General features: G+C 71.7%; 23 protein-coding genes. 11 read left to right on the top strand and 12 right to left on the bottom strand.

The window, feature by feature from the left end; genetic code table 11:
- Positions 1–281 precede the first annotated feature (281 nt).
- From AB0B29_RS16465 to AB0B29_RS16450, 4 genes are all read left to right on the top strand, one after another.
- The gene (locus AB0B29_RS16465) at positions 282–932 is read left to right on the top strand and encodes a (2Fe-2S)-binding protein (protein ID WP_362239641.1); all 651 of its coding nucleotides are present in this window, start codon (positions 282–284) and stop codon (positions 930–932) included.
- 13 nt (positions 933–945) lie between these two features.
- Complete coding sequence (locus AB0B29_RS16460) at positions 946–1,926, top strand: FAD binding domain-containing protein (RefSeq protein WP_362239639.1); 981 nt, start codon at positions 946–948, stop codon at positions 1,924–1,926.
- A complete protein-coding gene (locus tag AB0B29_RS16455; RefSeq protein WP_362239636.1) occupies positions 1,923–4,118 on the top strand; it encodes a xanthine dehydrogenase family protein molybdopterin-binding subunit in 2,196 nt (731 codons plus the stop codon). Before AB0B29_RS16460 ends, AB0B29_RS16455 begins: the two co-directional genes overlap by 4 nt.
- A 166-nt stretch (positions 4,119–4,284) precedes the next feature.
- Positions 4,285–5,415 (top strand): XdhC/CoxI family protein, encoded by a 1,131-nt coding sequence (locus AB0B29_RS16450; protein WP_362239633.1) that lies wholly within the window; start codon positions 4,285–4,287, stop codon positions 5,413–5,415.
- Between the two features lie 289 nt (positions 5,416–5,704).
- On the opposite strand, the gene AB0B29_RS16445 is transcribed toward AB0B29_RS16450, so the two are convergent.
- The 3 genes from AB0B29_RS16445 to AB0B29_RS16435 all read right to left on the bottom strand — a co-directional run bounded on the left by AB0B29_RS16445 (position 5,705) and on the right by AB0B29_RS16435 (position 8,654).
- Positions 5,705–6,709 (bottom strand): NADP-dependent oxidoreductase, encoded by a 1,005-nt coding sequence (locus AB0B29_RS16445; RefSeq protein ID WP_362239630.1) that lies wholly within the window; start codon positions 6,707–6,709, stop codon positions 5,705–5,707.
- 134 nt (positions 6,710–6,843) lie between these two features.
- Positions 6,844–7,899, bottom strand: a complete 1,056-nt coding sequence (locus AB0B29_RS16440; RefSeq protein ID WP_362239627.1) for an aldo/keto reductase — start codon at positions 7,897–7,899, stop codon at positions 6,844–6,846.
- 59 nt (positions 7,900–7,958) lie between these two features.
- Positions 7,959–8,654 carry an SDR family oxidoreductase gene (locus AB0B29_RS16435; protein WP_362239624.1) on the bottom strand — a complete coding sequence of 232 codons (696 nt, stop codon included), beginning with the start codon at positions 8,652–8,654 and terminating at the stop codon, positions 7,959–7,961.
- A 112-nt stretch (positions 8,655–8,766) separates the two neighbouring features.
- On the opposite strand from AB0B29_RS16435, the gene AB0B29_RS16430 reads away from it, so the two are divergent.
- On the top strand, positions 8,767–9,327 hold the full coding sequence (locus AB0B29_RS16430; protein ID WP_362239622.1) for a TetR/AcrR family transcriptional regulator: 561 nt from the start codon (positions 8,767–8,769) through the stop codon (positions 9,325–9,327).
- An 837-nt stretch (positions 9,328–10,164) separates the two neighbouring features.
- Here the strand turns inward: AB0B29_RS16430 and AB0B29_RS16425 are convergent.
- Both AB0B29_RS16425 and AB0B29_RS16420 read right to left on the bottom strand, forming a co-directional pair.
- Positions 10,165–11,745 (bottom strand): SpoIIE family protein phosphatase, encoded by a 1,581-nt coding sequence (locus AB0B29_RS16425; RefSeq protein WP_362239619.1) that lies wholly within the window; start codon positions 11,743–11,745, stop codon positions 10,165–10,167.
- Entirely contained in the window at positions 11,742–12,272 is a 531-nt protein-coding gene (locus AB0B29_RS16420) for a methanogen output domain 1-containing protein (protein WP_362239617.1), read from the bottom strand. Before AB0B29_RS16420 ends, AB0B29_RS16425 begins: the two co-directional genes overlap by 4 nt.
- Before the next feature lie 266 nt (positions 12,273–12,538).
- On the opposite strand from AB0B29_RS16420, the gene AB0B29_RS16415 reads away from it, so the two are divergent.
- The 4 genes from AB0B29_RS16415 (at position 12,539) to AB0B29_RS16400 (ending at position 15,432) form a co-directional block, all read left to right on the top strand.
- Positions 12,539–12,943, top strand: coding sequence for an ATP-binding protein (locus tag AB0B29_RS16415; RefSeq protein ID WP_362239614.1), 405 nt, complete (start codon positions 12,539–12,541; stop codon positions 12,941–12,943).
- A 224-nt stretch (positions 12,944–13,167) separates the two neighbouring features.
- Positions 13,168–13,524, top strand: a complete 357-nt coding sequence (locus AB0B29_RS16410) for an STAS domain-containing protein (protein WP_362239612.1) — start codon at positions 13,168–13,170, stop codon at positions 13,522–13,524.
- Positions 13,524–14,456 carry an anti-sigma factor RsbA family regulatory protein gene (locus tag AB0B29_RS16405; protein ID WP_362239610.1) on the top strand — a complete coding sequence of 311 codons (933 nt, stop codon included), beginning with the start codon at positions 13,524–13,526 and terminating at the stop codon, positions 14,454–14,456. The genes AB0B29_RS16410 and AB0B29_RS16405 overlap by 1 nt, the downstream gene beginning before the upstream one ends.
- Before the next feature lie 127 nt (positions 14,457–14,583).
- Complete coding sequence (locus AB0B29_RS16400; protein ID WP_362239608.1) at positions 14,584–15,432, top strand: RNA polymerase sigma factor SigF; 849 nt, start codon at positions 14,584–14,586, stop codon at positions 15,430–15,432.
- Positions 15,433–15,619: 187 nt separating this feature from the next.
- On the opposite strand, the gene AB0B29_RS16395 is transcribed toward AB0B29_RS16400, so the two are convergent.
- Positions 15,620–15,814, bottom strand: coding sequence for a hypothetical protein (locus tag AB0B29_RS16395; RefSeq protein ID WP_362239606.1), 195 nt, complete (start codon positions 15,812–15,814; stop codon positions 15,620–15,622).
- Positions 15,815–16,594: 780 nt separating this feature from the next.
- On the opposite strand from AB0B29_RS16395, the gene AB0B29_RS16390 reads away from it, so the two are divergent.
- Together AB0B29_RS16390 and AB0B29_RS16385 are read left to right on the top strand one after the other, a co-directional pair.
- Entirely contained in the window at positions 16,595–16,789 is a 195-nt protein-coding gene (locus AB0B29_RS16390) for a ribbon-helix-helix protein, CopG family (RefSeq protein WP_362239604.1), read from the top strand.
- A complete protein-coding gene (locus AB0B29_RS16385) occupies positions 16,786–17,178 on the top strand; it encodes a type II toxin-antitoxin system death-on-curing family toxin (protein WP_362239602.1) in 393 nt (130 codons plus the stop codon). The genes AB0B29_RS16390 and AB0B29_RS16385 overlap by 4 nt, the downstream gene beginning before the upstream one ends.
- Positions 17,179–17,463: 285 nt before the next feature.
- Here AB0B29_RS16385 and AB0B29_RS16380 read toward each other — a convergent pair whose 3' ends face one another.
- Genes AB0B29_RS16380 through AB0B29_RS16355 form a run of 6 tightly spaced genes read right to left on the bottom strand, consistent with a single transcriptional unit; the run spans position 17,464 to position 25,847 of the window.
- Positions 17,464–19,227 carry a class I adenylate-forming enzyme family protein gene (locus AB0B29_RS16380; RefSeq protein WP_362239600.1) on the bottom strand — a complete coding sequence of 588 codons (1,764 nt, stop codon included), beginning with the start codon at positions 19,225–19,227 and terminating at the stop codon, positions 17,464–17,466.
- Positions 19,224–21,029, bottom strand: coding sequence for a CoA transferase (locus AB0B29_RS16375; RefSeq protein ID WP_362239598.1), 1,806 nt, complete (start codon positions 21,027–21,029; stop codon positions 19,224–19,226). The genes AB0B29_RS16380 and AB0B29_RS16375 overlap by 4 nt, the downstream gene beginning before the upstream one ends.
- A complete protein-coding gene (locus tag AB0B29_RS16370; protein ID WP_362239596.1) occupies positions 21,026–21,883 on the bottom strand; it encodes a class I SAM-dependent methyltransferase in 858 nt (285 codons plus the stop codon). The genes AB0B29_RS16375 and AB0B29_RS16370 overlap by 4 nt, the downstream gene beginning before the upstream one ends.
- A gap of 58 nt (positions 21,884–21,941) precedes the next feature.
- Positions 21,942–23,519, bottom strand: a complete 1,578-nt coding sequence (locus AB0B29_RS16365) for a class I adenylate-forming enzyme family protein (RefSeq protein ID WP_362239593.1) — start codon at positions 23,517–23,519, stop codon at positions 21,942–21,944.
- Complete coding sequence (locus AB0B29_RS16360) at positions 23,506–24,876, bottom strand: FAD-dependent oxidoreductase (protein ID WP_362239591.1); 1,371 nt, start codon at positions 24,874–24,876, stop codon at positions 23,506–23,508. Before AB0B29_RS16360 ends, AB0B29_RS16365 begins: the two co-directional genes overlap by 14 nt.
- The gene (locus AB0B29_RS16355; protein ID WP_362239588.1) at positions 24,873–25,847 is read right to left on the bottom strand and encodes a UbiA family prenyltransferase; all 975 of its coding nucleotides are present in this window, start codon (positions 25,845–25,847) and stop codon (positions 24,873–24,875) included. Before AB0B29_RS16355 ends, AB0B29_RS16360 begins: the two co-directional genes overlap by 4 nt.
- Positions 25,848–25,856 lie beyond the last annotated feature (9 nt).

Genomic DNA, 25,856 nt, shown 5'->3' with positions numbered 1-25,856 from the left:
ATCCGAGGCTCCCGCAGGGCGTCACCGCGTCGCGGGGAGGGGGCCGCCTGCCTTGGCCGCGCGGACGTGCCCTCGGTGACGCCGGTCAGTCGCTCCTGATGGAGCTTCAAGGGGGGAGGAAAGTCTCCCTGCCACGAGCGGTGCCGGTGGTGCAAGACTCCCCAGGCGACCAGTAGCCGCTGCCAGAGCGCGCGGTTGCCGGCTTTCCCGCGGTGACGACGATCCACTCTCCGTCCCGCTGATGTGTACCGCCGATCCGTCCGCGATACGAAGGCGTACGTATGTCCACTGAACTCCCCGAACCTTCCGCCCCACCACCCACCGGAGCCGGCGAGTCCTCCCCGGCACCGACTCGGCGCACGTTCATCGCCACCAGCACAGCGGTCGGTGGTGGCGTCGTCGCAGGAGGCGTGATCGGAGGCACGTTCCTCGCCGACCCGGAGGAAGCGACGGCCGCCCAGAGGCCGCCGTCCAGCCGTGTCTCCCTGACGGTCAACGGCACCCGCCATACCGTGACGGTCGACAACCGCACCTCACTGCTGGACCTGCTCCGCGAGCACCTCGGACTCACGGGCTCCAAGAAGGGCTGCAACGCCGGGGCCTGCGGGGCGTGCACGGTCCTGGTCGACGGGCAGCGGCACAACGCCTGCCTGACGCTCGCGGTGCGTCTGGAGGGAGCGGACGTCACCACGATCGAGGGCCTGGCCGAGGGGGATCAACTCCACCCGCTGCAGCAGGCGTTCATCGACCAGGACGCCTTCCAGTGCGGCTATTGCACCCCCGGACAGATTCTCTCCGGCGTCGGCTGCATCCAGGAGGGCCACACCGGCTCGGCGGAGGAGATCCGGGAGTGGATGAGCGGAAACATCTGCCGCTGCGGCTGCTACGTCAAGATCGTGCGCGCGGTCGAGCAGACCGCGGGCCGGAAGTAAGGAGCGGCCCGCCATGCATCCCTTCTCCTACACCCGCGTCTCCGACACCCGCGAAGCCCTCGACGCCGGTCGCCGCGGCGGGCGCTACATCGCCGGGGGCACCACCCTGGTCGACCTCATGCGTGAGACCGTCGAGCGCCCCGAGACCCTCGTCGACATCACCGGACTGCCGCTGGGCGAGATCACCGTCACCGAGCGCGGAGGCTTGCGCATCGGTGCCCTGGTGACCATGGCCGAGGCCGCCGCCCACGCCAAGGTGCGCACCCTCTTCCCCGTCGTCTCCGAGGCGCTGGAGCTGAGCGCGTCGGCGCAGCTGCGGAACATGGCGACCATCGGCGGCAACATCATGCAGCGCACCCGCTGCACGTACTTCCGGGACGTCACCGCCGACTGCAACAAGCGCGAGCCCGGCTCCGGTTGCGCCGCGCTGCACGGCGTCAACCGCACGCACGCCATCCTCGGGACCTCCGACGCCTGTGTGGCCACGCATCCGTCCGATGCCGCCGTGGCCTTCGCCGCCTTGGAGGCACGCGTTCACCTAGTGGGCCCGGACGGGGCACGCCAAGTCCCCTTCGCGGAGTTCCTGTTGCGGCCCGTCGGAACCCCGCAACGTGAACAGGCCCTGCGTAAAGGTGAGTTGATCACAGCAGTCGAAATCCCCGCTCTTCCGCGCCCGCTCAGATCCGGCTACCTGAAGGTGCGTGACCGGCAGTCGTACGAGTTCGCCCTGACGTCGGCGGCCGTCGCACTGTACGTACGCGGCGGGGTGATCCGCGAGGCCAAGGTCGCCGCCGGGGGAGTGGGCACGGTGCCCTGGAAGCTGCCCGCCGTCGAGCAGCACCTCCTCGGTGAACGCCCCTCGGAGGCCCTCTGGTCGGCCGCCGCCGCGAAGGCGGCAAAGGGGGCCCGTCCCCTCCGGCACAACCGCTTCAAGGTCGAGCTGCTCAAGCGCACTGTCGAACGCCAGCTGCGCGTCGTAGGAGGTACCAAGTGAGCCCCCAGCCGCAGGCAGCCGTGGGTGCGCCGCTGTCCCGGGTGGACGGCCGGCTCAAGGTCACGGGTAAGGCGTTGTACGCCGCCGAGCACGAGGTCGACGGGTCCGTACACGCCGTCATCGTCGACGCGGCCATCGGCCGCGGCAGCGTCACGTCGATCGACACCGGCGCCGCCGAAGCCCTTCCGGGCGTACTGAAGGTGCTCCACCACCGCAACGCGCCGAAGCTGTCGTACCGCGACAACTCCGGGTCGAACAATCCGCCCGGCCGGCGACTCCGCGTCTTCCAGGACGACCGCGTCCGCTTCCACGGCCAGCCCGTCGCCGTCGTGGTCGCCACCACGCTGGAGGCCGCACAACACGGCGCGAGCCTGGTCAAGGTCGGCTACGACGCCGAGCAGCCCTCGACCGACCTCACCGAGGCCGAGCCGGACGAGCCGACCCGCTACGCGCGCGGCGACGGCGAAGCGGCCCTGCGCTCAGCGGCCGTACAACTGGACCTGACGTACCGCACGGCGCGCAACCACCACAACCCGATGGAGCCGCACGCCACCATCGCACGCTGGAACGGCGACAAGCTCACCGTGTGGGACAAGACCCAGTGGGTGGTGGGCACGCAGACCGAACTCGCGGCGGTGTTCGGCCTGGAGACGGACGCGGTGCGCGTCATCTCGCCGTTCGTCGGCGGCGGTTTCGGCACGGCGTTGCGCTGCTGGCCGCACGTGGTCGTCGCAGCGCTGGCCGCCCGCGAGACGAAGCGTCCGGTCAAGCTCGTGCTGAGCCGCAAGCAGATGTACCTGGGTACGGGTTTCCGGCCCTCGTACGAGTACCGCCTGCGCCTCGGCAGCGACCGGCGCGGCCGGCTGTCCGCCGCGGTGCACGAGTTGGACGCCGAGACGTCGTCGTACGAGACGTTCACCGAGTCCGTCCTGGCGGCCGGACAGATGCTCTACAGCATGCCCGACGTGACCCAAAGGTACCGGACGGTGCCGCTGGATCTGCCCACGCCGCTGTACATGCGAGGCCCGGGCTTCCAGACGGCCTCCTTCGTCATCGAGTCGGCCATGGACGAACTCGCCCACACACTCGGCGTCGACCCGATCGAGCTGCGCCGGCGCAACGAGCCGAACGAGGACGAGTCGTCCGGGCTGCCGTTCTCCACCCGCCGGCTGCGCGAGTGTTACGCGGTCGGCGCCCGCGAGTTCGGCTGGGATCGCCGCGACCCCAGGCCCCGCTCGACACGTGAGGGAGACTGGCTGATCGGCAGGGGCATGGCCGCCGGCGTCTACGACACCGCCCGCATGCCCGCCCAGGCCCGCGCCCGCCTCGACGCCGACGGCACCGCACTGGTCGAGGCCGCCGCCACCGACATGGGCCCGGGCACCTACACCTCCCAAACCCAGGTCGCCGCCGACGCCCTCGGACTCACCGTGCGCACGGTCACCTTCCGGCTGGGGGACTCCCTCTACCCGCCGACCCCACCGCACGGCGGCTCGATGACCATGGCCAGCGTCGGCTCAGCCACCCTCGACGCCTGCAACAAAGTCCGCCGTCAGGCGATCGAACTGGCCGTCGCAGACCGCGAGTCGCCGCTGTACGGGGTGGCCGCCGGCGATGTCGTGGTGCGGGGCGGCCGGCTGCACGTGAAGAACGACCCCACGCGCGGGGAGACGTACCGGCGGCTGCTCGCCCGCAACGACCGCACCCACCTGGAAGCCGACGGCTCCTTCGCCCCGCCGTCCGGCCCGGAGCGGCACTCCTTCTACGGCTACAACGCGACCTTCGCCGAAGTGGCCGTCGACGCGACGCTCGGCCTGGTGCGGGTGCGGCGCGTACTCGGCGTGTACGACGCGGGCCGCATCATCAGCCCCAAGCTCGCCGACAGCCAGGCCCTCGGCGGCATGGTCGGCGGCATCGGCACGGCCCTGCTGGAGCACACGGTCACCGACCACCGCGACGGACGGATCGTCAACGCCGACCTCGCCGACTACCTCGTGCCCGTCAACGCCGACATCCCCGACCTCAAGGCGATCTACCTGGACGGCGAGGACCGCGAGGCCGACCCGCTCGGAGTCAAGGGTCTCGGCGAGCTCGTGATGATCGGGGTGGCGCCCGCCGTCGCCAACGCGGTCTTCCACGCCACCGGCCGCCGCGTCCGCGAACTGCCCATCACCGCAGAGAAGTTGCTCTGATCCATGCCCTCGGGCCGACGGAGCGCACACCGCTCGTCCGGCAGCCTGCCCCGTCCGGCTGCCGGACTTCCCAGGGGCCGCCGCCGCGTGACGTTTCCCCGGCGTCGTGGCGGCGGCCCGTTCACCTTCCGATCCTGTTCCTGCCATGGAGACATGGAGAACCGCCATGCTGAACATCGCGGACACTCTGCACCGCTGGTGCCGCGAGGCACGCCCCTTCGCCCTGGCCACCGTCGTCGGCGTGCACGGCAGTGCCCCTCTGCCGGTCGGTACGTCGGTAGCCGTGGACGAGGACGGCAACGCCGTCGGCAGCATCTCCGGCGGCTGCGTCGAGGGAGCGGTCCACGAGCTGTGCCGGCAGGTGCTCCATGACCGGGGCACGCCGCAGCGGGCCTGGTTCGGCTACTCCGACGACGACGCCTTCGCCGTCGGTCTGACCTGCGGCGGCGAACTCGACGTCCTCGTCCAGCGCATCGATCCCGCAGCCCAGCCACACCTGTCCACGGCCCTCTCCGAGATCACGCAAGGGCGACCGGTCGCCGTGGCACAGGTCGTGGACGGCCCGGATCGTCTCCTCGGCTCCACGCTGAGTGTGCTCGGCGGCGGCCATGCCGCCTACGGGCGCGTGGACGGCGGCCCGGCGGACCGGGCCGTGGCCGACCGGGCCAGGGCCATGCTGCGGGCGGGCCGAACCGTCCGCACCGACATCGGCGGGCAGGCAGACGAATGCGCCGAACGGTTGTCCGTCCTCGTTCATGTCCGTGCGTCCCCGCCGCGCCTGCTGGTCTTCGGTGCCGTCGACTTCGCCGCGGCCCTCAGCCGGGTCGGCCGCTTCCTGGGCTACCACGTCACCGTCTGCGACGCCCGCCCCGTCTTCGCCACTCCCGCCCGCTTCCCGTGCGCGGACGAAGTGGTCGTCGACTGGCCCCACCGCTACCTGGAACGCACCGAGGTGGACGAGCGCACCGCCGTATGTGTCCTCACGCATGACGCCAAGTTCGACATCCCGCTGCTTCGCCTCGCACTCGACCTGCCCGTCGCCTACGTCGGGGCCATGGGTTCCCGGCGCACCCACGACGAGCGCCTGCGCCGCCTGCGTGAGCAGGGCGTCACGGAGAACCAGCTGGCCCGGCTGCGTTCCCCCATCGGCCTCGATCTCGGAGCCTCCACACCCGAGGAGACGGCCGTCTCCATCACCGCGGAGATCATCGCCCAGGCCAACCACGGCACGGGCAGACCTCTGACCCAGATCACCGGCCCGATCCACCGGCCGTCGGAGTCGGCGGGCTACCGGTAGGCCCGCCGGCCTCACGAACCGACGAGGGTTCATCGTCTCCCCCCGGACGCAGCCGTCGGTCGCGGAGAACCGACACCCGGCGTTCTCGATGGGAGTGCGGAAGGCACCGCTTCATCGGGGGTGTGCGCCGGACGGTCAGCCCGAAAGCCCACAGGCGTGCCTGCCGGGCCGACGTCGGCAGCGCGCAATGGCCTCTGACCTGGCCCTTTCTGCGACTCGCCAAGCAGACACGGAGCGGTGGGCCTTCTCGCCGTCGGAGGCGGCTGGTGCCTGGGGCTCGTGCTCGCTCTCACGTCATCGTGACGACGACTTTGCCCGCCTTCGGCCGTCCCCCTTCGACGTACTCCATGGCCTGGAGGGTTTCTTCGAACGGGAAGACCCGGTCGACGACGGGGCGGATCTTCCCGGCGTCGATGAGCGGGGTGAGTTCGCGCAGTTGGTCGCCACTGGCCTTCATGAACAGGAACGTGTACGACACGCCGTGGCGCTCGGCGCTGCGCCGGGTCCTGAAGCTGAGCGCGGTCATGGCCAGGCGGAGCATCGGGTTCACGCCGAGTTCGCGGGCGAAGGCCGGGTCGGGCGGGCCGGCGACGCTGATGGCCATGCCGCCAGGCTTCAGAACGCGCAGCGACTTGGCGAGGTTCTCGCCGCCGAGGCTGTCGAGGACGACGTCGTAGCCGTCGAGGACCTCTTCGAAGTCCTGCGTGCGGTAGTCGACCACGACGTCAGCGCCGAGGTCCTTGACCAAGCCGATCTTGGCGGTGCTCACGGTCGTGGCCACGTCCGCGCCCAGCGCCTTGGCCAGCTGCACGGCGATGGAACCGAGGCCGCCGGCGCCCGCGTGGATCAGGACCTTCTGGCCCGGCCGGACATGCGCCCGCTCGACCAGGGCCTGCCATGCGGTCAGGGCGACCAGGGGGAGGGAGGCGGCCTCGGCCATGGTGAGGGTGGCCGGCTTGGGTGCCAGGTCGTCCGGGTGGACGGCGATGAGTTCGGCGAAGGTGCCGATGCGGTCCTTGTCGGGCCGGGCGTAGACCTCGTCGCCCACCGCGAAGCGGGTGACGGACGGGCCGACCCGGACGACCGTCCCTGCGAGGTCGTTGCCCAGGACGAGCGGGAGACGGTAGGGCAGGAACGCCTTGAAGTCCCCGTTGCGGATCCTGAGGTCCAGCGGGTTGACGCCCGCTGCGTGGATCTTGACCAGGACGTCGTCGGCGCCCACCTGCGGGTCGGGGAGCTCGGCGGCGCGCATCCCGGCTTGGCCGCCGTACTTCTCGACCATGAAGCCCCTCATCGTCGTCTCCGTTCTGTGTTCCGTCCCGGGAGGGCGGGGTCTCCGCTCGTCCGGCCGTCGACCAGTACGAGTGGTTTGGATTGTGGCTCCGGCTTGTGGCTCGGGCGAGCTGGTTCCTCAGCCGCGTTCACCCGTCAGGCGACCGGCACGACCGGGGCGGTGACGCGGTCGGCGGCACCTCCCCGGAGGCGGTCCAGTGACGCGGCGGTTCCGTCGTGGGGTGCGCCGAGCGGCACCGCGCTGACCTCGGCCAGGCGGGTGTACTGCTCGTCGGTCAGCTGGATGTCGAGTGCGCCGAGATAGCTGTCGAGCTGGGAGAGGCTGCGGGGGCCGATGATCGGGACGAGTGTGGCCACGGAACGCGCGGCGCGCTCACGCACCCAGGCCACCGCCACCTGGGCGGGCGTCACGCCGGTCTCCTCGGCGATGGCCAGGACGGTGTCGACGACGGCGGTCTTCTGGCCTGTGCTCTCGGTGTGGATGACCATCCCCAGGTCGCTCAGGCGCCCCTCGGCGGAGCGGCGGTATTTGCCGGTGAGCAGTCCGCCGCCGAGCGGGGACCACAGGGCGGCACCCAGGCCCAGGCTCTCGGCCATGGGCAGGAGCTCACGGTCGGCGGTGCGCTCGACGAGGCTGTACTCGTGCTGGATGCCCACGACCGGGGCCCAGTTCTTCAGGTCCGCGAGGGTTACCGCGCGCGATACGCGCCAGGCGGGGAAGTTGGACAGCGCGGCGTGGTGGATCTTTCCGGCGCTCACCAGGTCGTCGAGTCCGCGCAGGAGTTCCTCCATCGGCGTGAGCTCGTCGGGGAAGTGCACCCACAGCAGGTCGATGTAGTCGGTGTTCAGGCGCTTGAGACTGGCCTCGACCGAGGAGACCATGTTCTTGCGGCTGTTGCCGGTCTTGGAGATGTCCGGCTGCGAGGCGGCGCCGAGGGCGAACTTCGTGGCCAGGACGAAGTGGTCGCGGTCGGCGGAGATCAGCTTCCCGGTCAGTTCCTCCGACTCGCCGAACTGATAGCCGTCCGCGCTGTCGAGAAAGGTGCCGCCCGCCTCGGCGAACCGGTCGAAGATCCGGCGTGCCTCGTCCGGCTCGGCGCCTGCGCCCCAGCCGGTGCCGAAGTTCGCGGTGCCGAGCGCGTACTCGGAGACGCGCAGTCCGGTCCGGTTGCCGAAGGTCGTGTAACGCATTCGATGTCCTTGTGCGGAGGGGTGTGAGGGGGGTCGCGCGGGGGGTGCAGGGGTGAGTGTCAGCCGGCGTGGTGCGGCTGGGGCTCCGCGGACAGGCTCTGCTTGACGTACCGGCTGGTCTCGTCGGCGAGGATTTCGGGAAGGCCGGTCTCGATGCCGTCCAGGGCCTGGGCCGCGACGTCGGCGGCGGCGACCTTCTGATCGGCGGGTACACCGGCGGCCATGTCGGTGTCCATGTAGCCGACGTGCAGCGCCGAGACGGCGATTCCGCGGGGCGCCAGCTCGTCGCGTGTGGCACCGGTCAGCGCCCAGGCGGCGGCCTTGGACGCGGCGTAGGAGCCGAGTCCTGCCGGGTGGAACCAGGACAGGACGGACAGGACGTTGAGTACGGCGCCGCCGCCGTTGCCCTCGATGACGGGGGCGAAGGACCGGATCGCGGCGAGCGGGCCGAAGAAATTGGTCTCCATCTCCTGGCGCACCTGGGTCACCTCGCCTCCGATCAGCGACGCCCCGGTGGAGATGCCTGCGTTGTTGATCAGCAGTGTCGCGTCGGACGCCACGCGCGCGGCCTCCCGTATCGACGCCTCGTCCGTGACGTCCAGCCGTATCGGGATGACGCCCGGCACGTCGACCGTCTCGGGGCGTCGGGCCGCGCCGTACACCTTCGCGCCGCGCTCGACGAGCTGGGCGGCCAGGTGCCGTCCGAGCCCCCGGTTGGCACCGGTGACGACCGCGACCGCGTTCTTCAGTTCCATGTTCGCTCCATTGCCGGCGGGCGCCGTCCGCGACCCGCTGAGTTAGATTGCAGTCATAATCTAAACACGGAGCTATGATAGATGCCAGTCGACATCCAAATGGGAGGTGGTCATGGGCCGCGTATCGCAGGCGCAGGCGGAGGAAAACCGCAGGCGGGTGGTGGACACCGCCTCCCGGCTGTTTCGAGAGCAGGGCACGCAGGTCAGCGTCGCCGACCTGATGAAGGCGGCCGGTCTGACGCACGGCGCCTTCTACAAGCAGTTCGCCTCCAAAGAGGCGCTCGTCGACGAGGCCACCGCCCACGCCTTCGCCGAGCTCGCCCAGCGCCACAGCGCCGGGCTCGAGCGGTACGACGGGCAGCGCGCCGCCGCCCAGCAGGCGCTGATCGACACCTACCTCTCCGTCGAGCACCGCGACGACCCGGCGGACGGCTGCCCGGTTGCCGCGCTCGCCGCCGACATCGCGCGCGAGGGCGGCGGGCACGAGGCCCGTCGCGTCTACGCCGAGGGGGTGGCGGACTTCGCCGACTTCCTCGCCACCGACGATCAGGACGGCATCGCCCGGCTCTGCACGCTGTTCGGTGCGCTGGTCCTGTCCCGTGCCACCAAGGGCTCCCCGCTCTCCGGGGAGATCCTCGCCGCAGCCCACGCAGCATTGACCGAAGCCGGTTGATCAAGGGCAGGAGGCAGACCGTCCGCCTCGGCGGTCGGCTCGGGAGGACTTCGGTCGCGGAGGGCAGCCGAAGTGGTCGAGGCCGGGTGAATGACGGCGTCAGAGGGTCCCGGTCGTGACGCTCATATGACGCTCCGGCTCGGGGCAGGCCGTACCCGTGCCCGGGGAAGGCCCTCTTGCCTGCGGCTTTCTCCAGCTGGGGAATCCGGAGATGGTTCCGATGACGTCGCACGTGGCGTGCGTGGCAATTCTCGAGCCTGCTGCAAAGGGGCTCTGACCTGCAGATTTCGCAGGTTGCTCAGGCGCGTTCGGGTGCGCTCGACGTGTTCCTCGACATGCACGACGTGGCACGTGTCCTGGTGCCGGGGTGGGTTTGACCTGCGGCTTCGTGGGAGGTCTCGCGAGCTGATGGACGCGTTTCCCTCGGTCCATGGAGGCGTGGGGGAAACCGTCCCGACGCTCATTTGACGCTGCTTGCAACGGACCATCAGGTGGGTGGCACGCGGGCCGCCTGGTCATGACTGGCCCCGGCCCACTCGTCCGCGACTGCTCCGTCCCGCGGCGGGGCAGCCGGCCCGCTACCCCGTCGGGACGGCCTCCGCCCGCCACAGGACAGGGGGCGAAGTCCACCGGCCGCCTCGTCGAGGAGCGGCCCGCCGCCGTCGGCTGACGAGGGAAGGCCCGGAAGACACTGGTCGGCGTCGCGACTCAGGAGGCCAGGGAGTGTGCCGACGGCGCTGAGCGTTCTCGTTCTGCCAGGCACCCGGCCTGCCGGGGGCCAGGGCTCACGCCGTCCTGGGCGCCCCTATGCCCTGCTGTCGCTGAGCGGAGGCGCGCTCAGGAGGGTGAGGGGAAGCGGGCGGCGAGCAGGGCGCGGTCGTCGGGAAACGCCGCTTCGGGCTGGTGGTGCAGGAACCGGTCGCACAGCTCGGTGATGCTCAGGCCGCTGGTGGTGTGGGCGAACCCGGTCAGCCGCTCCATTCCTGTGGCGAGGTCCTCGCGACGGCGCTCGATCAGGCCGTCGGTGTACAGCAGCAGGGTGTCGGTCTCGGTCACGGTGGTGTCGGCCAGCCGGTAGCGGACGTTCCGGACGGGGCCGAGAGGTGGTGAGATGGCGTGGTCGAGGTAGGCGCTGGTGCCGTCGGCGTGGACGAGCAGCGGTGGCGGATGGCCTGCTCTGGCGTAGGTCAGGGTGCGCGTCCGGCGGTCGAAGACCAGGTAGCAGGCGGTGGCCATGCGGTTCGGATGGTAGCGGCCCAGGAAGGTGTTGAGCTCGTCCAGGACGGCGGCGGGGTCGGTGCCGCAACGCGGCACGATGTTGCGCAGGGCGGCGGTGATCTGTGCCATGACGGTCGCTTCGTGCAGTCCGTGACCGGCGACGTCGCCGATGCTCAGGCCGATGTGATCGGAGTCCACGTCGTAGACGTCGTACCAGTCGCCGCCGACCGAGAGCAGGTCACTGCCCGGGGCGTAGCAGGTGGCCGACTCCAGACCGGGTAGCTGTGGCAGCTGGGGCAGCAGACTGAGCTGCAGGCGTTCGGCGACCCGGTGCTCGTGCTCGTGCAGCCCGGCCCGGCGCAGAGCCTGGGCGATCTGCTGGGCGACCGCTGTCACATGCTCGGGAGCGGTGGCGCTGAGCGAGCCGTAGACGATCAGCATGCCCAGGTGGACGCCGTCCGCCTCCAGGGACAGGGCCAGGGGAACCGCGTCCGCGGCTTCACGAGTGAGCGGGCCGTCCGAGGAAGAGGGCCGGTCCAGGTCGGTCCAGCCGCCCGCGCCGACCGGAAGGCCGGTGTCCTCCGGCTGTAGGGGCGGTACCAGCCGTGACGAGTGCAGATAGAGTTCCGCCGCGGTGGCCCCCAGGGCTGTCGGCGCCACCTCGCTGACAGCGCGGGAGACCTCCGCGAGAGTGATCGCTCCGGCCAGGGCGGCCGTGAGGTCGTACAGGTGCTGCAACCGGGCACGGGCGGCCTGTTCGGCGGCCAGCAGCCGCGCCCGGTCCACTTCTGTGGCCCGGCGGAAGGCCACCTCCCGGTTCAGCGCCTCCACCTGCTGGCTGAGCACGACGAACTGGTCCGACGCCCCGGCCTCGACGAGATGCAGCTGCACGGCCGGCTGCGGGCCGTCCCACCACGTGGCCCGCGCCCCGTGACAGCGAAAGCGCCGCGTGCGGCCGTCGGCGTCCTTGAGGACCAGCGCGCCGGGCACGGGACTGCCGCTGCGCAGCCACACAGCCAACTGCTGACGCAGCTGCGGGGTGTCGTCCGGCCGTAGATCGAACACGCTGGCGCCCGGGCGCAGCCGGTCGTCACAGCGGCGGGCAGCCGGGTTGGCGGCCAGCACGCGGCCGTCGGCCCCGCACAACAGCACCGGATGGGGCAGCGGTCTGGTGATGGCCCGGAAGAGGCCAAGGGTCATGGAGCCACAGCCCGGTCGCCGAAGTACTCACGGCCACTCACCGTCTCGACATCCACGTCGGGCACCAGGTGCACCACCACCCGGCAGCCCGCGTCGCCGCGCGCGATGGTCTCCTCCAACTCCACCCGCGCGTAGCCCAGATTGCGGGCGGCGACGGTACCGAAGACGTTGGACGTCATCATGCACATCGACTCCCGGCCCACCACCTTCTCCGCGAACGGGCACACCCGGTTGCCCAGCACGATCTTCGTCTCGTCGTGATCGATGACGTAGAAGTCACCCTTGATGCGGCGCTTGAGGTCCACCAGCGCCTCGGCGACCTGCTCACCCGTGAGCCGGTCGGTTCCCAGTGCCTTGAGGTACATCTCGTCGATCTGCGTGCCGACGGCCTGCCCCACCAGGCTGACGTAGCCGGACGCCTCCTCCAGACCGATCACCGACTCCAGCGACGTCGCCAACTCACGCACCAGAGTGCGCAGGAACACATCACGGTCCAGCGGAATCTCCACATCCGAAATCCGTTCCATGCCGGCTCCCTCGTTCTCGGGCCCCGGTGGCAGCGCGACCGGCGTGGCCTCATGTCGTGTGCGGGAATGATTCTGCCAGCGCACTCCAGCCCGCCACCACCAGTCCCGTCGACAGCGGCGATCAACCCTTCACAGGATCAGCCCGTCACCCGACAACACAGATGGTTCACCAGGCAGGCAGGGGTAACCCGACAGACGACTGCGACCGGCTGTACGCAGCGCCAGGCGGCGGCAGAGCAGGCCGCCACCCAGGCTGGAGGAACCTCGTGAACGGCGAACCGATCATCCCATCCTGCGAGTCGCGCTTCCCCGCTGTGACGGCGAGCATCGCGGCCGCCCGGCACTGGGTCCGCGACTGCGTGGAAGGTTTCGGCGGTCCGCTGCACCAGCACCGGATGATCCAGACCGCCGAACTGCTCGTCTCGGAACTGATCACCAATGCCATCCGCCACGGCGTCGGCCCACCCCTGATCCGGCTCACCTGGAACGGCCGGCTGCTGCGCATCGCGGTCAGCGATGACAGCGACCGCTGGCCGCGCATGCGTGCCACCAGGAACACCGAGCCCGGCGGCTTCGGCATGCAGCTCCTCGAACGGCTCGCGCACCGCTGGGGCGTCACCCCGCGCCACCCCGGCAAAACGGTCTGGGCGGAACTCAGCCTCGCTCCCTGAGCTCGCCCTCCCGCCAAGCCTGAGTCGGCACGGGCGCCACTGCAGGAAGGCACGTACTGGGTCGCACGAGCTCCACCAGCTCACGTCTCGGGACCCGCGCAGATAGGGGGGCCCGATTCTCTCGCGTGGCCGGACTGGGCGTCCGCCGTGCCTGACCGGGTATCGTGCAAGGCGATCGATATGAGCCGCCGTGCGGCCGAGCCCGGGGAACTGGGGGCAAAAGCGTGGATGTCGCACCTGGCGTGGGCGGTCCCTCCGCCGCGCCGCCACGTGAGGCGGTACTGCAGATCGATCCGTTGCCCGACAGTTCGGGGCTGGGGGCGATCGGGGAGATCAGCATGAACACACGGACGGTCTGGCAGCAGGCGTTGCAGCAACTGGTCGAGCGTGGCACGGACGTGTATCACGTGGATCTGTCCCGGGTGCGATTCGTGGATGTGGCCGGCGTGACGGACCTTGCGGTCACCGCCCAGCGTCTCCCCGAGGGACAGCGGATCGTGCTTCACCGACCTCCGGCGCAGCTGCCGCGCATCCTCGAACTCTTCTGGCCCGGGCTTTCCGTGATCGAGGTGGCTGCGTGATGACCACAGTGCCCTCGCACGAGCCGTTCGTGCACCCGGCGCTCTTCTACGAGGGGACCGACCAGTACGTCGCGGGAACGGTTCCGTTCCTGCGGGAAGGGCTGGACGCCGGTGAGCCCGCAGCCGTCGCAGCTCCGCCGGATCGTTTGAAGCTGATCCGCGAGGGGCTCGGTGAGCGAGCGGCACAGGTCCGTTTCATCGACATGACCGAGGCCGGCCGCAACCCGGGCCGCATCATCGCCAACGTGCTGCGCAAGTTCGCCGACGCCCAACCCGGCGCCCGCCGGGTCCGTATCATCGGCGAGCCGATCTGGCAGGGCCGTTCCGCCGACGAGTACCCGGCGTGCGTCCAGCACGAAGCGCTGATCAACGCCGCTTTCACCGGGCGCGCGGTGACCATCCTCTGTCCCTACGACGCTGGGCAACTGGAGCAGCAGGCGCTCTGTGACGCCCTGGCGACCCACCCGGTCGTCATCGACGCCGACGGTGAGAGGCGATCCACCGCCTACAGCCCCGAAGAGATCATTGCTCGCTACAACGAGCCCCTGCTCGCTCCACTCGATGCTGCGGCCCGTACTTTCGCCGCACCGACGCTGCCCGAGATCCGCGACTTCGCCGTGTCCCGGGCGCGGGCCCTGGGCGTGTCCGGCGTGAGCCTGGGCGACCTGGAACTCGCGGTGGCGGAGCTGACCACCAACAGCGTCGTCCACGGCGCCGGCTCGGGGACGCTGCGGATCTGGGCCGAGAGCGGCCGCATCGTCTGCGAGGTCCACGACGGCGGACAGCTGACCGATCCGCTGGCCGGCCGCCGTCCGCCGAATCCCACGCAGCCCGGCGGCCGCGGACTCCTGCTGGTCCACCAACTCGCCGACCTCGTCCGTGTCCACACCGGCCCCGAAGGCACCACCGTTCGCTGCTACCTCCCCAGCTGACACGACCAGGCAGCGAGCCCGAACAACACAGCACAGGTATAGGTGCGGGAAGGCGGGGTAGGCGATGCGCCGTCGGCCGTTTTGCAGGCGATAGCGCGGTCGGCTCCAACTTTGGGAGGGGCACAGCATGGCGCTCATGGGCATTCCGGCGGCACTGGACGCACGAACGAGCGAGCTGCCGGAGGTCGCCGACCCCTCCCGGGTTGCGCCAAAAGACGCTCGCCAGCTCTCCAAGCTGTTCTTCGAACAGCTGACGGTCCTGGAAGAGGGCACGCCCGAGTACAGCTACGCCCGCGGCACACTGATCGAGATGAACATGTCCCTGGTCCGGTACGCGGCCGGCCGTTTCCGCAGCCGCGGCGCGGAAGAAATGGAGGACATCGTCCAGGTCGGCATGATCGGCCTGATCAAGGCCATCGACCGGTTCGAGCTGACGCGCGAAGTGGAGTTCACCTCCTTCGCGATCCCCTACATCGTGGGCGAGATCAAGCGGTTCTTCCGCGACACCACCTGGGCCGTACACGTGCCGCGCCGGCTGCAGGAAGCCCGCGTCCAGCTCGCCCGCGCCACCGAGGAACTGCGCAGCCGGCTCGGCCGCACCCCCACGGTCAAGGAACTGTCGGAGCTGATGAGCCTGCCCGAGGACGAGGTACGGGAAGCCCGACTTGCCGCCAACGGCTACAACTCCTCCTCCCTGGACGCCGCGATCGGCGGCAGCGAAGACGGCGAGAGCGCTCTGCAGGACTTCATCGGAGCCGAAGACCAGTCGCTGGAACTGGTGGAGGACTTCCACACCCTCGCCCCGCTCCTCGCCGAACTCGACGAGCGAGACCGGCAGATCATCCACATGCGGTTCGTGGAGGAACTCACCCAGGCCCAGATCGGCGAACACCTGGGTGTGTCCCAGATGCACGTCTCCCGACTCCTGGCACGGACCCTGGGCCGCCTGCGCGAAGGCATGCTCACTCAGCGCTGAGACCACCGGCAAAAGCGACGCCAGGTCCGCAAGGTCCGCCGATGGACGTCGGCCAGAACCGGGCGACTGCGCTGCCGTCGAGGTGGGCGGTTGCCGAGGTCGGCCGATGAAGACGCCGGACGAAATGTGGATGATCACGCGCACGGAGACAGGTCCTCTGATCGGGAGACAGATGGGGCTGCCCGGGTCACGCCTCGGCCACTTGGAGCAGCCAGCTGACCGGCATGTCGTCCTCGGTGTCGCTCGCGCTCTTCCTGGTGCGGCCGATGGCGATCTTCTGCGGACTCGTCGGGAGCTTCGCGCCGTTGTGGACCCGGCCGCCTGCCTGCGTGACGTTCAGGTCCACGGCGGCGCTCCAGTTGGAGCCGTCGTGCCAGTTCACCTTGATCTTTGCATCCCCAGTAGTGGATGAGCCCGCCGCTCTCAGTGAACGCGAAGCCGGGGGGGTGCCTCTATGTCCTTCGCCAAGCCGGAGCTGGTCATGCGAGGGCTGCTTTGGGGAGGCGGGGTTCGTAGAAGGTGCCGTCGCGGAGTCTTCCCGTCCGGGGTGACTCCGTGGCCGTGGTGGTTGCTCTTGCCGACGTCCAGGCAGAGGAAGACGCCCGTCTCGTCGACGTCGATCACCGTGCCCCCACATGCGTCGATGCCGTGGCGGCCTTGGCGGCGGGGCCGCTCTCGCGCATCCACGTCATGCAGACCTGCCGCCCGCAAGCGGCCCGGCATTGCGCCGGGCCGGGCGGTGGCCGGACCCTGGAGTCCACAACGGTCCCTGAGCTGATGTTCTTCGTGACTCTTCCGGGCCGACCTCTTTTCGATGACGCATCACGTGGAGTGCGTGGCGGTTCTCGAGCCTGTGGGCAAGGGCGTCTGACCTGCGGATTTGTTGCTCTGGTGGGTTTCGACCTGCTTCCCTCCGTGTAGCGGTTTGAGCGGACGGGTCGGTCTTTGAGAGCCTCTCTGACCTGCGAATTCGTGAGCGAGGCGCTTGCAACGGCGACGCCTTCAAGTGGCTCTTGCGGGACTCTTGACGCTCGGATGACGCTCGAAATGGAAGTCTTTGGACCTCCGCGGCAGCGATGCGCATGGGCGCCTGGTCCCACCCTTCGCGGAGCCGAGCGTGGCCCGACCGCGCCACTTGATACCGGCCTGGTATCATGTTTGTATGGCTATGACCCTTCGACTCCCCGACGACCTTGATGCGAAGCTCACAGAGCGAGCTCGTCGGGAGGGCCGCAGCAAGCAGGAACTTGCCATTGAGGCCATCCGTGATGCCCAGAACCGGGCCGAGCTCAAGGTCGATGACGTCCTGGCCGAGCTCATGGACAGCGATGCGAAGATCCTGGACTACCTGAAGTGACGGACGTGCGCTACGTCCAGATCGACGAGATCCTGGCCGTCGCCCGCACGGTCAACGGTACTGAGCACGGCGTGCGTGACATGGGCCTTCTGGTGTCGGCGATCGAGAGACCCCGCACGCATGTGTTCGGGGCCGAGTTGTATCCCACGCTGCATGAGAAGGCTGCGGCGCTGCTGCACTCCGTCGCCCGCAACCATGCGCTGATCGACGGCAACAAGCGCACTGCCTGGCTCGCCATGCGTGTCTTCCTGCGGTTCAACGGCGTCAGCGCGAGTACCGTCCCGCCGCCCGTTTCCGTGGCCGGCCCGTTCGTCGAGGACGTCGCGCAGGACAACGTCGATGTACCGGCGATCGCCAAGCGCCTCGCAACCTGGTTCCCCGTCGTTTGACTTTCGGCTGACGGGGTCCGGACGACTGACGAGGGCGGTCTGCCGGCGCAGTTGACGAACCCGGTGGTCGATGGGTCCCGGAGGTGAGCCCACCGACCGTCTCGGGCGGTACGTGACGCTTCCAAGGGCGATCAACCGTTGACAGAGGACGCGCTCGGTAGGTTCGAGGGCGGCCGGATCAGTACGAACGAGGCTGCACCCCGCTGCTGCTTTCGCGGTGGACTGCGACTGAGACGTGTCCCATGCCGAGCGGGGCAGTGGCGGGGGGCGGGAGGGGCAGTGTCGTCACCCGCCTCCTGAGCGGTCCGGGACGCGGTGCTGAACGGCCCGGGCGGCCAGGGTGCGATGGCAGATCTTGCCGGTGGGGCCGAGGGGCATTTCCTCGACCACCAGGAGGAGTTCCGGGAGCTTGCGGCGGGCCAGCCCCCGGTGCAGCAGGTGAGTGGTGAGCTCGGACAGGGTGGGTGTGGGCGTGCCGGGGGCCGGGCGGACGCAGGCGCACAGGCGTTCGCCGAGGGCCGGGTCGGGTACCGGTACGCAGACCGCCTCGGACACCGCCGGATGATGGCCGAGTGCGCGTTCGACCTCGGCGAGACTGATGTTGAGGCCGCCGCGGATCGCGACGCGCTTGAGCCGTCCCAGGACGTGCAGCCGTCCGTGCTCGTCCAGCCGGCCGAGGTCGCCGGTGCGCACCCAGCCGTCCGACGTGCGGTAACGGGCGTCCAGCTCCGGCGCGTTGACGTAGCACATCGGTGTCATGGGGCCCCTGGCCTCGATCTGGCCGGTGTGCCCGGTGGTCAGGGGCGTGCCGTCGAGGCCGGTGATCCGGATGCGGGCGACCGTGGGGTCGGGGGTGCCGACGCTGTCGCCGAGCGGGTGGCGTTCGCCCGCGGTATGGCAGTTCACGCCGTCCGAGGAGCCGTAGACGGTCACCACCGGCCGGGCGAACCGCCGGACGCACGCGTCAGCGGTGGCCGTGGGCAGCGCCGCGCCGCTGGAGACGACGACACGCAGCGAGGAGGTGTCCTCGCCGGGCCGGGGTGGGAGGTCGGTGAGCCGGCGGAGCATCGTGGGCACCGCGAAGAGGTGGGTGGGGCGGTGCTCGGAGACCAGCCGCAGAGCGTCCTCCGCGTCGAACACCGACTGCACGATCACAGTGCCGCCGAGGGCGGCGAGCGTGACGGGCGTGCCGAGGGAACCGAAGGAGGAAGCCAGCGGGACGAGGACGAGGTGACGGGGCGGCACCGATGCATCCGGGCTGAGTGCCCGGACGTAGCGGGCCCGGCCGCCGGCCAGGGCGTGATGGCTGTAAGCGACCATCTTCGGCTCGGCCTCGGTACCCGACGACACCAGGATGCGGGCGGGGCCGTACGGATCGGCCGGCCGGTGTCGCCGGGCGTGCCGGATCGTGGCGTGTGGGGCGTGCCAGCCCGTGGGGTGCGGGGAGTGCCCGGCCATGGGATGCGGGGCGGGCCGGTCCGTGGGATGCGGGGCGTGCAGCCCGTGGGACGGTGCCTCCCCGCGGCCGGGTACGAACACGGAGCGCAGGTGGGGGAGGTCCGCGACGGCCCGTGCCTGAGACGCCCCGGTGAGAACGACGCCGCGGGCCCGTGAGCGGGCGAGCAGCGCCCGCAGGTCATGGTCGTCACCGCCCGGCGGGAGAGGGAGGGCCACCGCGCCGATCGCGTACACGGCGAGTTCCGCGGCGACGGCGTCGCGGCCGTTGGGCAGGCGCAGCGCCACCACGTCCCCGGCCCCCAGGCCCGCCCGCTCGAACACGGCGGCGATGCGGCGCGCCTCGGCGCCGAGGGCGGCGTAGGACAGCGCTCCGGCGTCGTCCACCAGCGCCTCACGGTCAGGGTGTTCCCGGACCCGCGCGGTGAACAGGCTGTACAGGTCGGTGTCCGGGCACACTCCGGCCCTCACCCAGGCCCGTCGCAGGTCGCGGGGCACATGGTCGGGAAAGGGGACTCCGGCCCGTGAGGTCCACACCGGTTGCCTGGTCCCCGTCGTCCCCGTCCTCTCCGGCGTGGTGGGGGCGGTTGTCATGCGAACTCCCACGGTGTGCAGGGGCGTGCGTAGCCGCCGGCCGGGTCCGGCGGCGTGACGGCTTTGCGGAAGGCGGCGTCGTGGAGCAGGCCGGACAGGTCGGTCAGCACGGGTGTCGCCGTCAGTCCTGCCTCGGCCAGCCGCACTTGCCACTCCTCGGTCGTACGGCGGGCGAAGCGGGCCGCGACGTCCCGTACGGATGCGGTGTCGGCGCCGTCCAGCAGGCGACGCACCTCCTCGGGGTGGCGCCGGGCACCGGGGCCGAGGTACAGGTGGCCGTCCGCCGTGCGCAGCGGCCGGTCCAGTGGCGTCCAAACGACCCGGCTCGCGGCACGGGGGACCAGGGTGCCCGCGGAGAGCAGACTGGAGTGGACCTGGCTGCCCCGGTGGGCCGCCTCACGGACCGCCAGCGCGGTCAGCACGCCCTGGGCGCACACCAGCCCGCCCAGCACGTCGGTGAGGGTCATCAGGGACGGGGCCGGGGGGTCGCCGGCCGGACGTACCGCGGCGGCGAGTCCGCTGTGCACCTGGGCGAGGTAGTCGGTGCCCACGGGGGGCCGGTCACCGCACGCGTCACCGAAACCGGACGCCCAGGCGTAGACCAGGTCGGGGCATCCGGGCAGCAGGTCGGAGGCGGTCAGACCGAGACGGGAGGCCTTTCCCGGCGCCCAGTTGTGCAGGAACACGTCGGCCTCGGCGGCCAGGGCGCGGATGGTGCGGCGGCCCTGTGCGGTGGTCAGGTCGGCCTCGATGACCGGCTTGCCCGCGCTGAGCGCCAGGAACCGGGCCGAGCACTCTCCCGCCAGCGGGGGGAGCCAGCGCATCGGGTCGCCGCCGGGCGGCTCGATCCGTACGACGTCGGCGCCCAGCATCCGCAGGACGTGCCCGGCGAGCGGGCCCTGCACCCTGCGGGTGGACTCCACGACCTGAATCCCGGTCAGCGGCAGGGCGCCCTCCCGGGCCGGGCGCGGGGAGGGGGCGGCTTCTACGGCACTGTCCGCACGCGGCGTCCGGCCCGGTGCCGGTTCCGGCCCGGGGGTCAGGTCCCAGGGCTCGGGGCGGACGGAGGGGGCCGGGTCGGAACGTACGACGAGCAGGCTGACCCCGCTGTGGTGTGCGGCGGCCCGCAGATCCGGCAGTGTGTGACGGCGTGCGGCCTGCCGCAGCGCGTCGGGTAGGGGACAGACGGCGGTGGCGAACCGTTGCTGGAACGCCGGCCAGCCGCGGCCCGCGACGCCCGGCGCCGCACCGAGCCGGACCCAGAACTTCCGCCACGCGTCCGGGTCGAGGGTCTCGACCTCCACCCGGACACCGTCGGACGTGACCAGGGTCGCCAGGCCGCCCGCACTGCTCGCGGAGCCGGGCGGGGGCTGAGGCTCCGGAGGACCACCGCTCCCTCCGGCCGTGGCGGCGGCGAGGTACTGCCCGACCGCCAGCAGTGCCCCCTCGGCCACCGAGGTCCTCACCTCGCACAGGTCCATCCCGCGGGCCCGCCCGACGCGCAGGGCGGTGGCACCCAGGGCGGCGAGCACCCCTGCCACCACCGAGGCGTAGTCGACCGCCAGGGGGGCGGGCCCGCCCGTGGCCCGGCCGTGGACGTGCATCAGACCGCAGGCGGCCTGTACGGCACGCTCGTCCGGCAGGTCCGCTGCGACGGGGCCCGCCCAGTCGAGGTGGAGGCGCACCGGGTCCTGGCCGGCGCCGGGCCCCTGCGGAAGGGCGCGTGCGGTGTGCCGCAGCAGACGCTCCGCGACCGTGGTGGCGACCGTCGGCCGGACCTCGTCCCGCGGTCCCGGCGTCACAGTCGCTCCTCGGCGGGCCGACGGCCCTGTACGGAGTAGAAGACGCTGGACGCGGCACGGAAGGACGGGTCCTGCATCAGGTCCCGCACCCGTTCCAGCTCGTCGTCGGTCATGCCCTGCTCCCTGAGCCGGTCCTGGAGGTTACGGGTGTGGTTCAACTGGAGCTCCAGACCGGGGTCCTGTGCGTGGCGTACGCCGATGTGGAGGTGGACGTCGAGGGCGGTCAGTCCGGCCGCCCGCATGGCGGCGGGCGCTCTCCGTGCCCAACCGGGGTCGCCGCCCGCGGCGCGCAGTGCTGCCCTCTTGGCCTCGAGGAACCGGACGTACAGCGCCTCCGCCTGTGGGCCGGGGGTGAGCAGCGGCGGTTCGTAGGAGGCGTCGATCTCGTCGATCTGCAACAGGCCGCCGGGTCTGAGGGCGCGCACCAGCTTGCGCAGGACGGTGTCGCGCGCGGGCACGTGCTGGAGGACCAGGCGGGCCACCACCAGGTCGTAGGCGCCCTCCGGGAGCGGGTCCCGGGCGACGTCGAGGGCAGCGGCCTCCAAGCCCGGGCCGGTCGTCAGGTCGCGTGGGTCGAGGTCGGTGGCGAGCACGGAGCCGCCCGGTGCGACCCGGTCCGCCAGCCAGCGCGCGATGCTGCCCCCGCCGGCACCGACCTCCAGGCAGCGCCAGCCCGGACCGACGCCGGCGGCGGCCAGTCGGGGCAGGGTCACCGGGTCGTACGCGGCGGCCAGGCAACGGTGCTGGTCGCGGCTGTGCGCGGTGCCGTTGCCGAAGACCGCGCGGGCAGCTCTCCGGGCGGGCTCCCGGGCGCGGGGCGGCTGCGGCACGGTATCGGGAGACGGCTGGGGCACGGCAGGACTCCTCTCGTCGACGTGATGACCCGTCAGGCCCGGCTTGCAGAAGGGCCGGTCAGGTCCAGCGGCCGGTCCCGGTGACCGCGGTGCCGGTGAGGTGCCGGGCCAGGGCGGCGCGGCGCACCTTGCCGGTGCCGGTGCGAGGGACCTCGTCCCAGGTCAGGACCGCGGGCTGACGCATCGCCGGCAGCCCGTGAGCGGCCTGTTTCCAGGCATCCGGATCCAGCCGGCCGTCGGCGGTGACCACGGCCGGCAGCGGATCGCCGTCCGGGGTGCCGACGATGACGCATTCCAGAGCCTGTGGCAGCCGCTGCTCCAGCAGGTCCTCGGTCCGCAGGCAGCTCATCCCGGGCAGGGTGTCGGCCTCGCGGTCGAGGACGCTGACGCTGCCGTCGCGGTGGTGCACCCCCACATCGCCCGTGGACCACCAGTCGCCGACGCGCTTGGCCTCCCAGCGCTCCTGTTCACCGACGTAGCCCAGCGCGAGGGCGGGTGTGCGGACCAGGAGCAGACCCGGGCGGCCGCGCGGCACCGGGCGCAGTGTGTCCGGGTCCACCGCGCGCAGCCGGGCCCGGCCCGGCACCGGACGGCCCAGGCCGCGCGTCCTGGACGCGGCGTCCGGTGCGAGGGTGGAGCCACGCGTGTGGAAGCGGAACGTCAGCGGTCCGGTCTCGGTCTGGCCCCAGCCCTGCATCCACAGCGGGTGGGCGCGGCGGCTGGCGGTCAGGTACGCGCGCAGGGCGGGCGGGTGCATCGCGTCGTAGGTGCTGATGTACAGGCGGACGCGCCGGAACGGGTTGTCCAGCCGCGCGGTGAGCGGCCGCAGCCGGACGTAGGTGGCGGGCAGCGCCTCCATCACGGTGGGCGGGTACGCCCGCAGCAACGGGTCGGCGGTGTCCGGGTCGTCGCCGGTGAGGAACACGATCCTTGCGGGCGCGAGCGCCATCACCACCGCCGTCCAGCAGAAGGTGCGCCCGTGCGCGTACGCGCTGGCGTTGCACAGGACGTCGTCCCGGCGCAGGCCGATGCCCGGGTAGCGCACCGCCTCCGGGCGGGCCAGCTTGTGCACGAGCGTCCGCGTGGAGTGGGCCACGAGTTTGGGCACGCCGGTCGTGCCCGAGGTGTGGTGGATGACCAGGGGTTCGTCGTCGTGGCGCCGCACCGGCGCGCCCGTGCGGGAGGCGTCCAGTGCGGCCAGGTGGGTCGCGCCGGGCACGGCGGTGTCGACGGTGACGCAGACGGGGGCCGTCGCGGCGGCGTCCCGGCAGCGGGCCAGCACCGCGGAGGTGGTGATCAGCGCGGCCGGCCGCAGCCGCCGCAGCAGGGTGAGGAGGTCCGGGGGGTCCAGCCGGGCGGACAACTGGGCGGGCACGGCGCCGACGCGGACGGCGGCGCAGGCGAGCACGTCGTAGTCCCAGTGGTTGTCCTTCACGATGGCCACGCGGTCCCCGGGCCGGACCCCCGCGTCGGTGAGCCGGGCGGCGGTGGCGCGCACCAGCGCGGCGAGTTCCGCGACGGTCCACCGGGTGCCCGCCCGCGGGGCGATGTCGAAGGGCCGGTCCAGGTGGAACACGGTCCGGGCGCCGCCGGCCGTCGCGTCGTCGAACAGGGTGCCCATGTCATGCGGTCGCACGGGTCTCCTCGGCTCGGTCGGGGCCGGACGACGGGCGTCGCCTCAGCCTGCTCAGGACACGGGACGCGGCCAGCGCACCCGCCCGGACGGCCCCCTCGGACGCGGGCCGCAGCATCACCCAGTCGCCGGCGTACTCCACGGCGCGCACCGGGCGGCTCAGGAAGCCGGGGCGTTCCCGCAGCGCCCGCGGGGTCGCTTCCGGCAGGCCGTGCCGGAAGGCGTGCACCAGATGATGCCGGCGGGCTCCGGCGAGGCCCGGTACGTAGCGTTCCGCCGCGTGGGCGAGGACATCGGCGGCCTCGTCGGGGGAGGCGTCCAGCAACTCGCGGACCCGGCGCGGACCGGCCACGAGCGTGATCAGCCCGCGGCCCGCGGGAGCCCGGCCGGGGTGCTTGGCGTGGTCCACGACCACACCCGAGAGCACGTCCTCCTCGACGGCCGGGGTGAGCAGGATGTGCACCGGACGCCGGGCGGGCGGGGCCAGCGGGCGGTCCAGCAGATGGCTGACCTTCAGCATCGGGGTGAAGGTGCAGGCCGTGACGAACGGCCGCTCGTCGGCGGGGAGATCCGGACGCAGCCCCACCGCCACGGGCGCCGGTACGGCCAGCACCGCGGCCCGCGCTCTGACCGCACCGTCGTCGAACCGCAGGACGGCGTGCTCGCCCGCGTCGGTGACCTCCCGCACGGCGCGGCCGGTCACGACGTCGGTACCGGCCGCCAGCCGGCGGGCCAGGAAGTCCATGCCGTCCCGGTAGGTACGCCAGGCGGCGGGGGAGCCGGACTCCAGCAGCAGGCTCACCAGCGGGGCGGCGGCGGAGCGGGCGGTGTCCCAGCCGAAGAAGCACCCCGCGACCGGCTGGAGAAGGTAGTCGTGCAGGTCGGAGTGGTAGCGGGCGGCCGTCTGCCGCACCGTGGCGGCACCGAGCGGACTGTGCTCGGGGCGGTCCCCGTCGAACCGGGCGCGGCGGCGCCCGGTCCACGCCGAGAACGCGGCCAGGTCGAGCCGGGCGCGGACGGAGAGGCCGGCGCCGGTGAACACCGCCGTGCTCTCGCCGACGCCGAGGCGGGCGCGCCCGTCACGCCAGACGGCCACCGCACCGCCGACCCGGGGGACGTCCGCCGGGCCGGCGCCCAGGCGGCGCAGCAGCTCCCAGGTGGCACGGTAGCCGCGCGCCGCCACCTGTTCGGCTCCGGTGTCCACCGTCCAGCCCTCGTGGCGCAGGCTGCGCATCCGGCCGCCCACCTGCGGCAGATGCTCGTAGACCCGCACCGACAGCCCGGCACGCCGCAGCTCGTGGGCGGCGGTCAGACCGGCGATGCCCGCGCCGACGACCGCGACGTCGACGTCGGGCGTCATGCGGCGGCCCCCGCCGCGACCAGGATGTTGGCCCCGGTCATCAGCACCACACTCAGCCGGTGCACCGCGAAGCCCGTCCGGCGGGCCGTCATGATGTCCGCCCGGACGAAACCGGTCAGGTACTGGCGGGCCCGCAGCGCGGTCGCCGGGAGCATCAGCACCACGAACCACCACGGGGCCGCGCCGGTCACGGAGGCGACCGCACCGATGAGGAACTCGGTGACCGACAGGGCCCCGATGAACACGGCGTTGCCCCGCTCGGACACCAGAGCCGCCACGGTCGGACGGCCCACCGCCCGGTCGCCGGCGACGTCGTTGGTGTTGGAGTAGACCCCGAACATCAGCGGCCCGAACCCGAACAGAACCGCCTGCACCATCAGGAAGCCGGACCAGCCCCCTGCCACCAGGCCGTACGGCACGATCACGAGCACCGCGCCGAGCGCGACGAGGAACACCTCCTGGAAGCCGTGGTAACTGAGCTTCAGGCCGTACGAGTACTGCAGCGACACGACGAACAGGACGCCCGCCGCCACCAGCGCCCACAGCGGGCGGTGCGGTGCCAGCACGGCGGCTCCCGCCCACAGCGCCGCGCCCGCGGTCGCGCAGCCCCAGGCGAAGCGCAGCGCCTGCGGCACCGTCAGCGTCCCGGCGACGAGGGGCTTGCGCGCCTTGCTGCGCAGCGGGTTGTCGGGGCCGTAGTTGGCGAGGTCGCTGCCGTCCCGGAAGCCGGTGACGTCGTCCAGGGCGACCATCGCCATGAGGACCGCGATCTCCCCGGCCAGGAACAGCACCAGTACCAGCCCCTGTCGGGCCGTGAAGTCGCCCACCGGGAACAGGGCCGCCGAGAGGGCGAGAAAGATGCCGAGGTAATAGTCGTACACGTCCAGCTTGCCGAGCCGCGCGTAGACGCGCAGCCTGCTTGCGCCGTGGGCGGCGGGCGCGGGACGGCCGGCCGCGATGCTGTCCGTCATGGGTGACCT

It is taken from the genome of Streptomyces tibetensis (genome assembly GCF_040647715.1).
GTDB lineage: Bacteria > Actinomycetota > Actinomycetes > Streptomycetales > Streptomycetaceae > Streptomyces > Streptomyces tibetensis_A.
This window is presented reverse-complemented; position numbering and strand designations above follow the sequence as displayed.

Excerpts from the sequence above, each read along its gene's own strand:
- AB0B29_RS16420 (WP_362239617.1), bottom strand. The coding sequence starts at position 12,272 with ATGGAACGGATTTCGGATGTGGAGATTCCGCTGGACCGTGATGTGTTC.
- AB0B29_RS16405 (WP_362239610.1), top strand. The coding sequence starts at position 13,524 with ATGACCACAGTGCCCTCGCACGAGCCGTTCGTGCACCCGGCGCTCTTC.
- AB0B29_RS16465 (WP_362239641.1), top strand. The coding sequence starts at position 282 with ATGTCCACTGAACTCCCCGAACCTTCCGCCCCACCACCCACCGGAGCC.
- AB0B29_RS16450 (WP_362239633.1), top strand. The coding sequence starts at position 4,285 with ATGCTGAACATCGCGGACACTCTGCACCGCTGGTGCCGCGAGGCACGC.
- AB0B29_RS16430 (WP_362239622.1), top strand. The coding sequence starts at position 8,767 with ATGGGCCGCGTATCGCAGGCGCAGGCGGAGGAAAACCGCAGGCGGGTG.
- AB0B29_RS16360 (WP_362239591.1), bottom strand. The coding sequence starts at position 24,876 with ATGACGCCCGACGTCGACGTCGCGGTCGTCGGCGCGGGCATCGCCGGT.
- AB0B29_RS16435 (WP_362239624.1), bottom strand. The coding sequence starts at position 8,654 with ATGGAACTGAAGAACGCGGTCGCGGTCGTCACCGGTGCCAACCGGGGG.
- AB0B29_RS16355 (WP_362239588.1), bottom strand. The coding sequence starts at position 25,847 with ATGACGGACAGCATCGCGGCCGGCCGTCCCGCGCCCGCCGCCCACGGC.
- AB0B29_RS16445 (WP_362239630.1), bottom strand. The coding sequence starts at position 6,709 with ATGAGGGGCTTCATGGTCGAGAAGTACGGCGGCCAAGCCGGGATGCGC.
- AB0B29_RS16440 (WP_362239627.1), bottom strand. The coding sequence starts at position 7,899 with ATGCGTTACACGACCTTCGGCAACCGGACCGGACTGCGCGTCTCCGAG.
- AB0B29_RS16380 (WP_362239600.1), bottom strand. The coding sequence starts at position 19,227 with ATGACAACCGCCCCCACCACGCCGGAGAGGACGGGGACGACGGGGACC.
- AB0B29_RS16425 (WP_362239619.1), bottom strand. The coding sequence starts at position 11,745 with ATGACCCTTGGCCTCTTCCGGGCCATCACCAGACCGCTGCCCCATCCG.
- AB0B29_RS16390 (WP_362239604.1), top strand. The coding sequence starts at position 16,595 with ATGGCTATGACCCTTCGACTCCCCGACGACCTTGATGCGAAGCTCACA.
- AB0B29_RS16460 (WP_362239639.1), top strand. The coding sequence starts at position 946 with ATGCATCCCTTCTCCTACACCCGCGTCTCCGACACCCGCGAAGCCCTC.
- AB0B29_RS16400 (WP_362239608.1), top strand. The coding sequence starts at position 14,584 with ATGGCGCTCATGGGCATTCCGGCGGCACTGGACGCACGAACGAGCGAG.